The 14,783-nt window shown below is 75.2% G+C and carries 10 protein-coding genes; 6 read left to right on the forward strand and 4 right to left on the reverse strand.

Translation table 11 applies throughout. From position 1 onward, the window contains the following. A partial coding sequence (locus tag ACSNOD_RS18940) for a hypothetical protein (protein ID WP_436768153.1) occupies nt 1–1,179 on the forward strand: 1,179 nt, incomplete at its 5' end. Between the two features lie 179 nt (nt 1,180–1,358). Continuing rightward, a complete protein-coding gene (locus ACSNOD_RS18945) occupies nt 1,359–2,783 on the forward strand; it encodes an amidase (protein ID WP_436768154.1) in 1,425 nt (474 codons plus the stop codon). Between the two features lie 70 nt (nt 2,784–2,853). Here ACSNOD_RS18945 and ACSNOD_RS18950 read toward each other — a convergent pair whose 3' ends face one another. Next, nucleotides 2,854–4,680: a SpoIIE family protein phosphatase gene (locus ACSNOD_RS18950; protein WP_436768161.1), complete on the reverse strand. Its 1,827-nt coding sequence runs from the start codon at nt 4,678–4,680 to the stop codon at nt 2,854–2,856. A gap of 251 nt (nt 4,681–4,931) precedes the next feature. On the opposite strand from ACSNOD_RS18950, the gene ACSNOD_RS18955 reads away from it, so the two are divergent. After that, on the forward strand, nt 4,932–5,993 hold the full coding sequence (locus ACSNOD_RS18955; protein WP_436768155.1) for an MsnO8 family LLM class oxidoreductase: 1,062 nt from the start codon (nt 4,932–4,934) through the stop codon (nt 5,991–5,993). Between the two features lie 94 nt (nt 5,994–6,087). Then, on the forward strand, nt 6,088–8,610 hold the full coding sequence (locus ACSNOD_RS18960; protein WP_436768156.1) for an ABC transporter: 2,523 nt from the start codon (nt 6,088–6,090) through the stop codon (nt 8,608–8,610). Between the two features lie 93 nt (nt 8,611–8,703). On the opposite strand, the gene ACSNOD_RS18965 is transcribed toward ACSNOD_RS18960, so the two are convergent. Genes ACSNOD_RS18965 through ACSNOD_RS18975 form a run of 3 tightly spaced genes read right to left on the reverse strand, consistent with a single transcriptional unit; the run spans nt 8,704 to nt 12,096 of the window. Next, complete coding sequence (locus tag ACSNOD_RS18965) at nt 8,704–9,450, reverse strand: succinate dehydrogenase/fumarate reductase iron-sulfur subunit (protein WP_436768157.1); 747 nt, start codon at nt 9,448–9,450, stop codon at nt 8,704–8,706. Continuing rightward, entirely contained in the window at nt 9,447–11,393 is a 1,947-nt protein-coding gene (locus tag ACSNOD_RS18970; RefSeq protein ID WP_436768158.1) for a fumarate reductase/succinate dehydrogenase flavoprotein subunit, read from the reverse strand. The genes ACSNOD_RS18965 and ACSNOD_RS18970 overlap by 4 nt, the downstream gene beginning before the upstream one ends. 1 nt (nt 11,394) lies before the next feature. Then, nucleotides 11,395–12,096, reverse strand: coding sequence for a succinate dehydrogenase cytochrome b subunit (locus tag ACSNOD_RS18975; protein WP_436768159.1), 702 nt, complete (start codon nt 12,094–12,096; stop codon nt 11,395–11,397). 96 nt (nt 12,097–12,192) lie between these two features. Between ACSNOD_RS18975 and ACSNOD_RS18980 the strand changes: the two genes are divergently transcribed. Both ACSNOD_RS18980 and egtA read left to right on the forward strand, forming a co-directional pair. After that, nucleotides 12,193–13,134: a LysR family transcriptional regulator gene (locus tag ACSNOD_RS18980; protein ID WP_436768162.1), complete on the forward strand. Its 942-nt coding sequence runs from the start codon at nt 12,193–12,195 to the stop codon at nt 13,132–13,134. 293 nt (nt 13,135–13,427) lie between these two features. Next, nucleotides 13,428–14,705: an ergothioneine biosynthesis glutamate--cysteine ligase EgtA gene (gene egtA, locus ACSNOD_RS18985; RefSeq protein WP_436768160.1), complete on the forward strand. Its 1,278-nt coding sequence runs from the start codon at nt 13,428–13,430 to the stop codon at nt 14,703–14,705. The last annotated feature ends 78 nt before the right edge of the window (nt 14,706–14,783 follow it).

Consider the following 14,783-nt stretch of genomic DNA (forward strand, 5'->3'; position numbering starts at 1 on the left):
GGCGCGGGGGCGGCCCTCGCCGTCCCGGGGACCGGCGCGGTGGCGTCCGTACGGTCCCAGACACCCGTACGGTCCGAGGCACCCATACGGCCGGACGCTGCCTCCGCACGGCGCCAGCGGGATTCCAGCGCGTCCACGGAGCGGGACTGGCAGGTGGTCGCGGTGCCCCCGGCCGTGCCGCCGTCCCGGCTGCACGCGGTGGCCGCGGCGGGGCCCGACATGGCCTGGGCGGTGGGCAGCGAGAACATCCCGTCCTCCGGTCCGGGCCGGCCGATGGCCCGGCACTGGGACGGCCGGCAGTGGCTCGCCACCGACACCCGGCACCTCGCCTTCGCCGGGAGTCTGCACTCGGTCGCGGCCCAGGTCACCGGCTCCCGAGTCACCGCGTGGGCCGTGGGCACCGAGAACGACACGGGCTCGCACCCGCTGCGCTGGGACGGGTACACCTGGCGCCCGGTGGACCACCCCGGGCAGGGAGATCCGGACACCCGGCTGACCTCCGTGGCGCTCGGCCCGGACGGCAGCGTCTGGTTCTCCGCGCTGCGCGGCGGCGGTTGCACCGTGCTGCACCACGATCCGGGGGGCGGGTGGCGGTGGCTGGAGCCCGTGCCGGCCGACCGGGCGCACCCGGCGCGGATCAGGACGCGCCCCGACGGCTCGGTGTGGCTGGTGGGCTCTCAACCCTTCCAGGGCTGGCTGGCGCGCTTCACCGCCGTCTGGGACGGGGCCTGGACCGTGCTGCCGACGTTCGGCGGCCTCCATTCCCTGACGACCGATGTGCTCGCCCTCGCCCCCGACGACGTCTGGACCACGGGCAACGCCTACGGCATCGGCGGCCCGCCCGACAAGCCGCCCGGCGTCCATCTGATGCACTGGGACGGCGGCGAGTGGGACCAGATCGAGGGGCCGCTCTCCCTGGGCTCGCTCAACGCGATCGTCGACGACGCGCAGGGCCGGCCCGCCTGGACAGCGGGCTGGAACTTCTGGGACAGGACCCGCGCGGCGTATCTGCGGTGGGACGGCGGCGCGTGGGTGTCGGCGCCGGGGCCGCAGGGGGCGGGCGGTCCGGTCGTGAGCGACCTGGCACGCGTGCCGGGTACGGACACGTTCTGGTCGGTCGGTACCACCATCCTGCAGTCGCGCTCCGATATGCACCTCCATATCGAACGTTTCGCCTGACGACCGGGAGCTCGCCCGCCCGGGCCGCCCGAGCGCCGTACTGAACACGCGCGCGCCTGGCCGGATTCCGCCCGCCGCCGCCCTTGTCTCCATTCGCCGTCGAGCCCCGTTCCCCTAGCGTGCCGGGGGCGCTGTCGAACACATGGCGGACACATGGCGGAGGAAACGAGGTGGGGCCGGTGTCCCGTTCACCCGTTCCGGGACTGGCGGAGCAGGCCCGTGCGCTGGCCGAGGGCTCGGTGACCTCGCGGGAGCTGGTGGCCGGGGCCCTGGAGCGGATCAGGACGCTCGATCCGGCCCTCAACGCCTTCCGGCTGGTGCGCGTCGAGGCGGCGCTCGTCGAGGCGGAGGCCGCCGACCGGCGCCTGAGAGCCGGCGAGCGCCGGCCGCTGCTGGGCGTGCCGGTCGCGGTCAAGGACGACATGGACGTCCGCGGCGAGCCGACGGCCTTCGGCTGTCCGGGCCGGTTCCCCGCGCGGACCGCGGACGGTGAGGCGGTCCGCAGACTGCGCCTCGCGGGGGCGGTCGTCATCGGCAAGACCAACACCCCCGAGCTGGGGCAGTGGCCGTTCACGGAGGGCCCGGCCTTCGGCGCGACCCGCAACCCGTGGCACCTCGGGCACACCCCCGGTGGCTCCTCGGGCGGCGCCGCGGCCGCCGTGGCCGCCGGGCTGGTGCCCGCCGCACTGGGCTCCGACGGCGCGGGGTCCGTGCGCATACCCGCCGCCTGGACCCATCTGGTGGGCCTCAAGCCGCAGCGCGGCCGGATCTCCACCTGGCCGGAGGCGGAGGCGTTCCACGGCCTCACCGGCATCGGCCCGCTGGCCCGCACGGTCGCCGACGCGGCGCTGCTGCTGGACGCGGTGAGCGGCAGCCACCCTCGGGACCGGTACCGGCCGCCGGCCCTGCGGGTGCTGCCGGCGGCGGGCCGGGAGCCGCGGCGGTTGCGGATCGCGCTGTCGCTGCGCCCCGCCTTCACCGGGACGGCCAAGCCGCTGCACCCCGAGGTGCGCTCCGCCGTCCACGCCACGGCGGAGCGGCTGGCCGCCCTGGGCCACGACGTGGTGGCGGCCGAGCCGCGCTACGGGCCGATCGGGCCGGCGTTCGTGCCGCGGGCCACGGCGGGGGTGCGGGACTGGGTGGCGCGGGTGCCGGAGCCCGAGCTGCTCGATCCGCGGACGCGCGGTGCCGCACGCCTCGGGCGGGTGCTGGGCGGGGTGCCGCTGCGCCTGGCGCGGGCCGCGGAGCCGGGGCTGCGGCAGCGCGTCGGGGAGGTGTTCCACCGCTTCGACGTCGTGCTGACGCCGACCACGGCCACCCCGCCGCCGGCGATCGGGGCCATGACGGGGTTCTCCGGCTGGCGCACCGACCGCGCCATGATCGCGGCGTGCCCGTACGCGTGGCCGTGGAACGTCCTGGGCTGGCCGGGGATCAGCGTGCCGGCGGGCTTCACGGCGTCCGGGCTGCCGCTGGGGGCGCAGTTGCTCGGACCCGAGCACGGGGAGCCGCTGCTGGTGTCGCTGGCGGCGCAGTTGGAGGCGGACCAGCGGTGGTACGAGCGCCGGCCGCCGGTCGGCGCGGACGCGGACGCCGCACGGGGCTGAGCGGCGGGGCGGGCGGCTCCGGTGGGACCGGGCCGTCCCCCGGGTTACGGCGCTGACTCGGGTGGACGGGTCACGGCCGGGAGGCGTGCGGGCGGACCCGCGCCGCCAGGACCGCCACGTCGTCCTCCGCCGCTCCCGCGTCGAGCCGGTGCAGCACCTGGTCGAGCAGCGCGTCCAGCGACGCGTCCGCCGGCAGCCGCAGTTCGGTCAGCCGGCGCAGCGAGACGTCGATGTCCTCGCCGCGCCGTTCCACCAGCCCGTCCGTGTACAGCAGCAGTACGGGGCCCGGCACGCACGGGATGGTCACCTGTTCGTAGCCGCCGCCGGCCCCGGTGCCCAGCGGTGGCCCGGGGGACATGCGCACCAGGAGGGTCGGGCCGTCCGGCTGGAGGACCGCCGGCGGCAGATGGCCCGCGCTGGAGAGCCGGATGTCGCGGCCGGGTTCGGCCATGGCCAGCAGACAGGTGGCGGCCCGGTCGAAGCCGGCCGCCCCGATCAGCCGGTCGGCCCGGGCGAGCATCTCCTCGGGTTCAAGACCGGCGGTGGCGAGCAGCCGCAGCATCGCCCGGTAGTGGCTCATGGCGACGGCGGCCGCCACGCCGTGGCCCATCACATCGCCCATCACCTGGAGCGTGCGGCCGTCGCGCAGCACGATGGTGTCGAACCAGTCGCCGCCGACCAGGGCGCTGCTGCCGGAGGGCAGATAGCGCGAGGCGATCTCGAAGTCGGGGTGCGGGGCGCGCGGCTCGGACAGCAGGGCCCGCTGGAGCTCCAGGGCCACGCCGTGCTCATGGGTGTAGCGCAGGGCGTTGTCGAGGCTGACGGCGGCGCGGCCGGCGAGGTCCTGCGCGGCCAGGAGGTCCTCGTCGCTGAAGGCGGGTGACGAGCCGGCGCGGATCATGTTGACGGTGCCGATCGGCTCGCCCCGGGCGACCAGGGGCAGCACCAGGGCGGAGTGGAATCCCGCGGCGCGATACGCGCCCAGGCGGTCCGCGCTGGGCGCCGCCCGGCGCAGTTGCTCGTCGGAGAGGAGATTGAGCATCTGCGGGCGGCCGGTCCCCAGGCACTGCGGCACCACCGCGCCGGGCTGGTACTCCACGTCCTCGCCGGGCGGGCTGAACTCCCGCACCCGGTCCTGGAGGTGCGGCACGGCGGCAAGGGCGACGCGGCGCACGCGCAGGGGCGCGCCGGGGCGGAGCGCGGCACTGCCACCGGAGGCGTTGGGCAGCAGTTCGACGCTGGCCGCGTCGGCCAGCACGCGCACCAGGAACTCGGCCAGCTCCGTGCAGGTGGCGTCGGTCTCCAGGGTGGTGCCGATCCGGGTGGCGGCAGTGTCGAGCAGGGCGAGCCGCTCGCTGGCGCGCTGGAGGGCGTTCTGCTGGTGGCGGGAGGCGCTCACCTCCAGCACGATGCCGACGAGGCCCAGCACCCGGGGCCGGCCGGAGCCCGCGTCGGAGCCCCGGTCGTCCGTACGGTCGCCGGCCCCGCCACCGTCCTCCGTACGGTCGCCGGGCGCGGCCCCGGGACCCGTACGGTCGCCGCCGGCGGCCGCGTCGCCGGGGTGGCGCTCCAGCCGGTGGTACGCCCCGTGCCAGTAGCGCCGTTCGAGGGAGGAGGCGGCGCGGGTGTGGCCGCTGGAGGTGACCTCGCGGGGCCGGCCGTCGGCGAGGACCGCCCGCAGCACGTCCTCGCGGGCGTCGATGTCGGGCACCACCTCCGCGATGGTGCGGCCGATGTGTGCCTCGGGCGGCACGCCGTTCATCCTGGCCAGCGCGGGGTTGACGTAGACGTAGCGCAGCCGGGTGTCCAGGACGGCGATGCCGGCGGGGGTGCCGTCCAGGACGAGGCGCAGCTCCTCGGCACCGAGCGGGTCCGGCGGCTGCGAGGAGTCCGGCAGTGGCGAGGAGCCGTCGGCGCACACGACATGCCCTCCTCGTCCGCCGTACGGGACGCCGGCCGGTACGGGGCGCGCCCGCCGGTGCGGGACGCCCGCCGTACGGGGGTCACCGCACGGATCGGCCACAGTACGGATCGGCCACGGCACGGGAGCGGCCGCGACGGCCGCCCGTCCCCGCCCTCCATCCTGGGCCGCGGGGCGGCCCCCCGCATCCCCGGGAATCCTGGCGCGCCCCAGGCGTTCTCCCAGAGGTGATCTCCTCGACCTCGCTTCCGTCAGCCCTCGCACACGTCCGCTTCTCCGTCCTCGACCGCTCCCGCATCCGGCGCGGGCAGGACGGCCCGGCCGCGCTGCGGGACACCGTGCGCTTCGCCCGGCAGGCGGAGGAGCTGGGCTACCACCGGTTCTGGGTCTCGGAGCACCACGGCGTGCCGGGTGTCGCCGGCTCGGCGCCGACCGTGCTGGCCGCGGCTGTCGCGGCGGCCACCTCGCGCATCCGGGTGGGCACGGGCGGGGTCATGCTGCCCAATCACCGGCCGCTGGTGGTGGCCGAGCAGTTCGGGGTGCTCGAATCCCTGTTCCCCGGCCGGGTCGACATGGGCCTCGGCCGGTCGGTGGGCTTCACCGACGGCGTGCGGCGGGCGCTGGGGCGCGGCAAGGACGCGGCCGACGGCTTCGCGGAGCAGCTCGGCGAGCTCCTGGACTACTTCACGGGCGAGCGGCCCGGGGAGCCGGAGGCGCCCCGGGTGCGGGCCCGGCCCGCCGAGGGGCTGCGCCCCGCCCCCTTCGTGCTGGCCACGGGGGCGGGCGCGGAGCACGCGGCGGCGCTCGGGCTGCCGCTGGTCATCGCCCCCGCCCGGGGCGAGGACGCGATGCTGCGGGCGATCGAGGGCTACCGCGCCGCCTTCCGGCCCTCCGGGTGGACGGCGGAGCCCTTCGTGGTGGTCGCGTCGACGGTGGCCGTCGCCGGGACGACGGAGGAGGCCGAGCGGCTGCTGCTGCCGGAGGCCTGGTCGGCCGCCTGGTCACGGACGCACGGGGAGTTCCCGCCGCTGATCCCGGCCGAGGAGATCCTCGCCCTGCGGATGAGCGACCGGGAGCGGCGGTTCTTCGACGAGGCGCGGCAGGGGCATGTGCGCGGCACGGAGGACGAGGTGGCGGCCGCGCTGGAGGGGCTGATCCGCCGTACGGGCGCGGACGAGGTGCTGGTCACCACGAGCACGTACGACCGCGGGGAGGAGCTCGACTCGTATCGGCGGCTGGCGCGGGTGGCCGGGCTCACCCCGAAGGAGCCGGCCGGAGCGGCCACCTAGAATCGGCACGGCCGTGCCGATGCCGTCGCGGCCGACCCGCCGTCCCGGGCGCGCGCCAGCCGCCCGGATCGCACAGCCGTACGGAGTGACCCCCATGCGCACCGCCCACGATCCGTTTGTGCGGGTGCGCGGCGCCCGCGAGCACAATCTGCGCGAGGTGGATGTCGACATTCCGCGCGACGCGCTCGCCGTGTTCACCGGGGTCTCCGGCTCCGGCAAGTCCTCCCTCGCCTTCGGCACGATCTACGCCGAGGCGCAGCGCCGCTACATCGAGTCCGTCGCGCCGTACGCCCGGCGGCTGATCCACCAGGTGGGCGCGCCCACCGTGGCGGAGATCAGCGGGCTGCCCCCGGCCGTGTCGCTGGAGCAGCGGCGCTCGGCGCCCACCGCGCGGTCGTCGGTGGGCACGGTCACACTGCTGTCCAACTCGCTGCGGATGCTCTTCTCCCGCGCCGGCGACTACCCTCCGGGCACCGACCGGCTGGATTCCGACGCCTTCTCGCCGAACACCGCGGCCGGCGCCTGCCCCGCGTGCCACGGCCTGGGCGAGGTGCACGGGACCACGGAGGAGCTGCTGGTGCCGGACCCGTCCCTGAGCATCCGGGACGGGGCGATCGCGGCCTGGCCCGGGGCCTGGCAGGGCAAGAACCTGCGGGATGTGCTGGACGCCCTGGGGCACGACATCGACCGGCCCTGGCGCGAGCTGCCCCGGGCGGAGCGCGAGTGGATTCTGTTCACCGACGAGCAACCGGTCGTCACCGTGCACCCGGTGCGCGACGCCGGCCGCATCCAGCGCCCGTACCAGGGCACCTATATGAGCGCCCGCCGCTATGTGATGCACACTTTCGCCGACTCCAAGAGCCGGACGCTGCGGGCCCGCGCCGAGCGGTTCCTGCGCAGCACGCCCTGTCCGGAGTGCGGCGGCAGCCGGCTGCGCCCGGAGGCGCTGGCCGTCACCTTCGCCGGGCGCACGATCGCCGAGCTGGCCGGGCTGCCGCTCACCGGGCTGGCCGAGGTGCTGCGCCCGGCCGCCCGGGGCGAGGCCGGGGACGCCGCCGGCACCCTGGCCCGCGACCTGCTGTCGCGGATCGAACCGATCACCGAGGTGGGCCTGGGCTATCTGAGCCTGGACCGGGCGGCGCCGACGCTCTCGGCGGGCGAGTCCCAGCGGCTCCGGCTGGCCACGCAGTTGCGGTCGGGCCTGTTCGGCGTGGTGTACGTGCTGGACGAGCCGTCGGCGGGGCTGCACCCGGCCGACACCGAGGCGCTGCTGGTGATGCTGGAGCGGCTGAAGGCCGCCGGGAACTCCGTGTTCGTCGTGGAGCACGACATGGCGGTGGTGCGGCGGGCGGACTGGATCGTGGACGTGGGCCCCGGCGCGGGCGAGTACGGCGGGCGGGTGCTCTACAGCGGGCCGGTGGCCGGCCTGGCCGAGGTGACCGCGTCGGCCACGCGCCGGTTCGTGTTCGACGGACACGACGGATTCAACGGCTTCGACGGATTCGACGGCAAGCATCAGGGAGAGGCCCGCGGGGAGGCCGCCGTACGGGTGCCGCGCGAGCCGTCCGGCTGGGTGCGCCTGGAGGGCGTCACCCGGCACAATCTGCGCGACCTCACCGCCGAGTTCCCGCTCGGGGTCTTCACGGCGGTCACCGGGGTGTCGGGCTCGGGGAAGTCCACGCTGGTCGGGCAGGTGCTGGCCGGGGTCCTCGCGGAGGCCGCGGACGGCCCGGGCGCGGCGGACACGGCGGACACCGAGGACGGAGCACCGGCCGGCGCGGCGGACCGGGGGCCGGTGGCCGGAGAGCTCGTGGCCAAGGGCACGGAGGCCGTCGACCGGCTGGTCGTGGTGGACCAGCGGCCCATCGGCCGTACGCCCCGCTCGAACCTCGCCACGTACACCGGGCTGTTCGACACCGTACGCAAGCTGTTCGCCGCGACGGACGAGTCCCGCGCGCGGGGCTACACCGCGGGCCGGTTCTCCTTCAACGTCGCCGGCGGGCGGTGCGAGACCTGCCAGGGCGAGGGCTTCGTCGCCGTGGAGCTGCTCTTTCTGCCCGGCACGTACAGCCCCTGCCCGGACTGTCACGGCGCCCGCTACGCCCCCGAGACGCTGGAGATCCGCCTCCGCGGCCTGACCGTCGCCGAGGTGCTGGACCTGACCGTCGACGCGGCGCGGGAGTTCCTCGCGGACGCGCCGGCCGCCGCGCGGAGCCTGCGCACGCTCCAGGAGGTGGGGCTGGGCTATCTGCGGCTCGGCCAGCCGGCCACGGAGCTGTCCGGCGGCGAGGCCCAGCGGATCAAGCTCGCCACCGAGCTCCAGCGCGCCCGCCGGGGGCACACCGTCTATCTGCTGGACGAGCCGACCACCGGGCTCCACCCGGCCGATGTCGAGGTGCTGCTGCGGCAGTTGCACGGGCTGGTCGACGCCGGGCACTCGGTCGTGGTCGTCGAGCACGACATGGCCGTGGCGGCCGGCGCCGACTGGGTGATCGACCTCGGGCCCGGCGGGGGCGAGGAGGGCGGCCGGGTGGTGGCGTGCGGCACCCCGGACGAGGTGGCCGCGGCGCCCGGCAGCCGCACCGCCCCGTACCTCGCGGCACGCCTGGCGCGCTGACGCCTCGCGGGGCCCCGCGAGGCCCGGCGTCATGGCCGGCACGGCCGGGCGGCCGCCGGCGGCCCGCCCCGCGCACGGCGCGGTGCCTCGCGCTCAGCGCGGCGCCTTGCGCACCGCCCGCAGCCACTCCCGGTTCATCGCGGCGATGCTCGGCAGCGGAATCCCCTTCGGGCAGGCCGTGGCGCACTCCCCCGTGTTGGTGCAGCCGCCGAAGCCCTCCGCGTCCATCGTCGCGACCATGTCGAGCACCCGGCTCTCCCGCTCGGGCGCGCCCTGCGGCAGCACATTGAGGTGCACCACCTTCGCGGAGGTGAAGAGCATCGCCGAGCCGTTGGGGCAGGCCGCCACGCAGGCTCCGCAGCCGATGCACTCGGCGTGCTCGAAGGCGGTCTCCGCGGCCGCCTTGGGCACGGGCGTGGCGTGGGCCTCGGGCGCGCTGCCGGTGGGGGCCGTGACATAGCCGCCCGAGCCGATGATCCGGTCGAAGGCCGACCGGTCCACCACCAGGTCCTTCACGACCGGGAAGGCCGCGGCCCGCCACGGTTCGACGTCGATCGTGTCGCCGTCGGCGAAGTGGCGCATGTGGAGCTGACAGGTCGTGGTGCGCTCGGGTCCGTGCGCCTGCCCGTTGATCACCATGCCGCAGGCGCCGCAGATGCCCTCGCGGCAGTCGTGGTCGAAGGCGACGGGCTCCTCGCCGCGCAGGATGAGCTCCTCGTTGAGCGTGTCGAGCATCTCCAGGAACGACATGTCCGGCGAGATGCCGTCCACGTCGTACGAGGTCATGGCGCCGGGCTCGGTGGGGCCGGGCTGGCGCCAGATGCGCAGGGTGAGCCTCATGCGTAACTCCGCTGGGTGGGGTGGACGTACTCGAAGACCAGGTCTTCCTTGTGCAGGACGGGGGCGGTGCCGGTGCCGGTGAACTCCCAGGCGGCGGCGTAGGAGAACTCGTCGTCCTTGCGGGCCGCCTCGCCGCCCTCGGTGCGGCTCTCCTCCCGGAAGTGCCCGCCGCAGGACTCGGTGCGGTGCAGGGCGTCGAGGCACATCAGCTCGGCCAGTTCGAGGTAGTCGGCGATCCGGTTGGCCTTTTCCAGGGACTGGTTGAGCTGCGCCCCGGTGCCGGGCACCCTGATCCGGCGCCAGAACTCCTCGCGCAGCTCGGGGATGCGCTCCAGGGCCTTGCGCAGCCCGGTCTCGGTGCGCGCCATGCCGCACTCGTCCCACAGCAGCTCGCCGAGCTCGCGGTGGAAGGACTCGGGGGTGCGGTCGCCGCCCACCGACAGCAGCAGGTTCAGCCGGTCCTCGGTCTCGGCGACCGCCTCAGCGACGGCCGGGTGGTCCTCGGACACGGGGTCGTGACGGGTGCGGGCCAGGTAGTCGTTGAGGGTGGGCGGCAGGACGAAGTAGCCGTCGGCGAGCCCCTGCATCAGGGCGCTGGCGCCGAGCCGGTTGGCGCCGTGGTCGGAGAAGTTGGCCTCGCCGATGGCGAACAGTCCGGGCACGGTGGTCTGGAGGTCGTAGTCGACCCACAGCCCGCCCATCGTGTAGTGGATCGCGGGATAGATCCGCATCGGCACCTCGTACGGGTTCTCCGCGGTGATGCGCTCGTACATCTCGAAGAGGTTGCCGTACTTCTCCTCGACCGCCTCCCGGCCCATGCGGGCGATGGCGTCGGCGAAGTCGAGGTAGACGCCCTGGCCGCCGGGGCCCACGCCGTGGCCGGCGTCGCAGACGTTCTTCGCCGCCCGGGACGCGATGTCGCGGGGCACCAGGTTGCCGAAGGAGGGGTAGATCCGCTCCAGGTAGTAGTCCCGCTCGGATTCGGGGATCTCGGCCGGCGGGCGCGGGTCGCCCTTGGCCTTGGGCACCCAGATCCGGCCGTCGTTGCGGAGCGACTCGCTCATCAGGGTCAGCTTGGACTGGTGGTCGCCCGAGCGCGGGATGCAGGTGGGGTGGATCTGGGTGAAGCAGGGGTTGGCGAAGTACGCGCCGCGGCGGTGGGCCCGCCAGACGGCGGTGGCGTTGGAGTTCTTGGCGTTGGTCGAGAGGTGGAAGACATTGCCGTAGCCGCCGGAGGCGAGCACGACGGCGTCGGCGAGATGGGTGGATATCCGGCCGGTGACCAGGTCCCGGGCGACGATGCCGCGGGCCCGGCCGTCGATCACGATCAGGTCGAGCATCTCGGTGCGCGGGTGCATCTCCACCCGGCCCGCGGCGATCTGGCGGGAGAGCGCCTGGTAGGCGCCGAGCAGCAGCTGCTGACCGGTCTGGCCGCGGGCGTAGAAGGTGCGGGAGACCTGGACGCCGCCGAAGGAGCGGGTGTCGAGCAGTCCGCCGTACTCGCGGGCGAAGGGCACGCCCTGGGCCACGCACTGGTCGATGATCTCCACGGAGACCTGGGCGAGCCGGTGGACGTTGGACTCGCGGGCGCGGAAGTCGCCGCCCTTGACCGTGTCGTAGAACAGGCGGCGGACGGAGTCGCCGTCGTTGCGGTAGTTCTTGGCGGCGTTGATGCCGCCCTGGGCCGCGATGGAGTGCGCCCGGCGGGGCGAGTCCTGGTAACAGAACTGCACGACCCGGTAGCCCTGTTCGGCGAGGGTGGCGCCGGCCGCGCCGCCCGCCAGCCCGGTGCCGACGACGATCACGGTGTGCTTGCGGCGGTTGGCGGGGTTCACCAGCTTCGCCTCGAAGCGGCGCCGGTCCCAGCGCTCCTCGATGGGCCCGCCGGGGGCCTTGGTGTCGGCGATCGGGTCGCCCACGGTGTACGAGGCATAGGTCGTCATGTCAGCTCACCACTCCGGTCATGACCGCGACCGGCACGCTCAGGAAACCAAGGGTCAGGATCAGCGACAGGCCGGCGGCCGTCGCCTTGAGGGCGCCCTGGCGCCGGGCGCTGTTCGCGCCGAGCGTCTGGGCCGCGCTCCAGAAGCCGTGATGGATGTGGAGGCACAGGGCGAGCATCGCCACGATGTAGATCCCGCCGCCGTACCAGGTCGAGAAGGAGGCCACGAGGTTCTCGTAGGGGTGGTGCTGCTGGGCGCGCGGGTTCACGGTCAGGGTCGTCAGATCGAGGATGTGCCAGACGATGAAGAGCGCGAGGATCACCCCGCCCCAGCGCATGGTGCGGGTGGCGTAGCTCGCGCGGTGCCGGCGATGGACATAGCCCCGGGGGCGGGCCGCGCGGTCGCGGCGGCTGAGCTGGTACGCGGCCACCGCGTGCAGCACCACGGCGGTCACCAGCACCAGCCGGGCGAGCCACAGGAACCAGCCGTAGTGCAGGGCGGGCTCGCCGATGGTGCGCAGCCAGCGGGCGTAGCCGTTGAACTCCCCGGCCCCGAAGAAGATCTTGAGGTTGCCCAGCATGTGCACGACCAGGTACATCAGCATGATCACGCCGGTGACGGCCATGACCGCCTTCTTGCCCACGGTCGACTGCCAGAGCAGGCGGAGGGTGGACGGCCGGGCCGTCCGCGTCGCGAGTGCCATGTCTCCCGACCGTAGGGGCGACCCCCGACCAAGGTCCAAGACATGGAACGCAATGTGTCAATAGGCAGCGGCTATCGCCGGCCCTATGCTGGGCGGGTGCAGTTCCAGCAGCTGGTCTACTTCGTCGCGGTGGCCGAGACCCGGCACTTCACGCGGGCGGCGGAGCGCGTCCATGTGGCGCAGCCCTCGCTCTCCCAGCAGATCAGGGCCCTGGAGCGGGAGCTGGGCGCCGAGCTGTTCAGCCGCGCCCGGGGCAACATCGCCCTCACCGACGCGGGCGAGGCGCTGCTGCCGCTGGCCCGCCGCATCCTGGCCGACGTGGAGACCGCCCGGTACGAGGTGCAGGAGGTGGCCCGGCTGCGGCGCGGCCGGGTGCGGCTCGGGGCCACGCCCAGCCTCTGCACCGGGCTCCTCCCGGACATGCTGCGCGCGTTTCACGATCTGCACCCCGGCATCCAGCTGCTGGTGGAGGAGAGCGCATCCCACGACCTCGTACGGGAGCTGGCGCGCGGCGGGCTGGACCTGGCGCTGGTGGTGCTGCCGCTGCCGAGCGCCTCGCCCTCGCTGGACACCACCGAGCTGCTGAGCGAGGACCTGGTGGTGGTCTCCTCGGCGGCGGCGCCCTGGCCGGGCGGCGGGGTGCCGGTACGGCCGGCCGATCTGCGCGACCGCCCCCTGGTGATGTTCCGGCACGGCTACGACCTGCGGGAGCTGACGGTGGCGGCCTGCCGGGCGGCCGGCTTCGAGCCGTCGTTCACCGTCGAGGGCGGCGAGCTGGACGCCGTGCTGGGCTTCGTCCGGGCCGGACTGGGGGTCGCGGTGCTGCCGAGCATGGTCGCCGAGCGGGCGGGGCCGGGGCTGCGCAGCACCCCGTTCGCGCCGCCGGGGCTGCGCCGCACCATCGCGCTCGCCCACCGCACGGATGTGGCGCCGCCGCGCGCCGCCCGGGAGCTGCGCCGGGTCCTGCTGGACCGGCTGCGCGACGCGGCCGGGCGGGGGACGCTGCCGCGGGGGACGGAGCTGATCGCGCGGGGCTGAGCGAGCTGAGCGGGGTGGGTGGCGCGCGGGCGGCGCGGGACGGCGCGGACTTCGGCGCAGGGGCGCGTGGGACGGCGCGGGCTCCGACGGGACGGGCGCGGGTACGGCACGGGATGTCACGCATGGCACCGGGTGGCACGGGGCACCCTTTGAGACGGCGACCATCCGCGGCGCGCGCCCGAACAGCGCGACCCGGTGCCGAGGTGGCGCGGCGTCAGGACAACAAGGCTTCAAGACGTCGAGGCAACGAGGCATCGAGGCGTCGAGGTGGATTCCGACAGGAGGTACCGACCGTGCCCGATCGTCCGGACAGCGGCCGACCCGGCCCGATCACCGAATCGGAGGCGGAGGCGCGGGTGCGCGGCATCTGCTTCAAGACCGGCCCACCGCGCCGGCTCGGTGTCGAACTCGAATGGTTCGTCCAGGACCTCCGCGACCCGTCCCTCCCCCTCGACCCCGACCGGTTCTCCGCCGCCACCCACGCGCTCCGCGCCCTCCCGCTCCGCTCCGCCCTGACGTTCGAGCCCGGCGGGCAGCTGGAGCTCAGCTCTCCCCCGGCCACCACCCTGAGCGGCCTCGTCGACTGCGCCGCCGGTGACCTCCGCCTCGTACGGACCGCGCTGCGCGGCCACGGGCTCGCCCTCGCCGGTCACGGCCACCACCCCTGGCTGCCGCCGCGCCGGCTGCTGACCGCGCCCCGCTACGCGGCCATGGAGCGCTACTTCGACCGCTCCGGCCCGGCCGGGCGGGCCATGATGTGCGCCACCGCCTCCCTCCAGATCTGCCTGGACGCCGGCCACGAGGAGCCCGGCCCGCTGGGCTTCGGGCGCCGCTGGCACCTCGCCCATCTGCTGGGCGCCGTGCTGGTCGCCGCGTTCGCCAACTCGCCGCTGCGCCAAGGGCGGCCGACCGGCTGGCGCTCCACCCGGCAGGCCGTGTGGTCCGCCCTCGACCCCGGCCGGTGCCTCGCCCCGCCCGAGGCCCTCGACCCCCGGGCGTCCTGGGCGGCGTACGCGCTCGACGCGGGGGTGATGTGCGTGCGCTCCCCCGAGGGGCCCTGGCGCGTGCCCGAGCGGCTCACCTTTCGCGAGTGGGTGCGCGGCGGGCTGCCCACGCCGCCCACGCTCGACGACCTCTCGTACCACCTGACCACCCTGTTCCCGCCGGTCCGGCCGCGCGGCCACCTCGAACTGCGCATGATCGACGCCCAGTCGGGCGACGACGGCTGGCTGGTGCCGCTGGCGGTCACGGCCGCGCTCTTCGACGACCCGGAGGCGAGCGAGACCGTCCACCGCGCCGTCAAACCGCTCGCCGAGACGGCGGGCGCCGCGCCCGCGCCCCGCAATCCGCTGTGGCGGCACGCCGCCCGGCACGGCCTCGGCGACCCCGAGCTGCACGCCGCCGCGCTCACCTGCTTCGCGGCGGCCCAGGAGGCGCTCCCCCGGCTGGACGCGCCGACCGGGGTACGGGACGCCGTCGCCGCGTTCGTGGACCGCTATGTCGCCCGGGGGCGCTGCCCCGCGGACGATGTGCTCGACCGCCACCCCGGGAAGGAAGGCGACCCGCGATGACCGCACCCCACACCGATCCGGCCGCCGCCCCGGGCTCCGGCCCCGGCCCGGCGATGAGCCCCGACCCCGCGATGGACC

Origin of the sequence: Streptomyces sp. URMC 123 (assembly GCF_051386515.1) — a bacterium.
Taxonomy (GTDB): domain Bacteria; phylum Actinomycetota; class Actinomycetes; order Streptomycetales; family Streptomycetaceae; genus Streptomyces.

Coding starts and splice junctions, on each gene's coding strand:
- ACSNOD_RS18975 (WP_436768159.1), bottom strand. CDS start 12,096: ATGGCACTCGCGACGCGGACGGCCCGGCCGTCCACCCTCCGCCTGCTC.
- ACSNOD_RS18965 (WP_436768157.1), bottom strand. CDS start 9,450: ATGAGGCTCACCCTGCGCATCTGGCGCCAGCCCGGCCCCACCGAGCCC.
- ACSNOD_RS18960 (WP_436768156.1), top strand. CDS start 6,088: ATGCGCACCGCCCACGATCCGTTTGTGCGGGTGCGCGGCGCCCGCGAG.
- ACSNOD_RS18970 (WP_436768158.1), bottom strand. CDS start 11,393: ATGACGACCTATGCCTCGTACACCGTGGGCGACCCGATCGCCGACACC.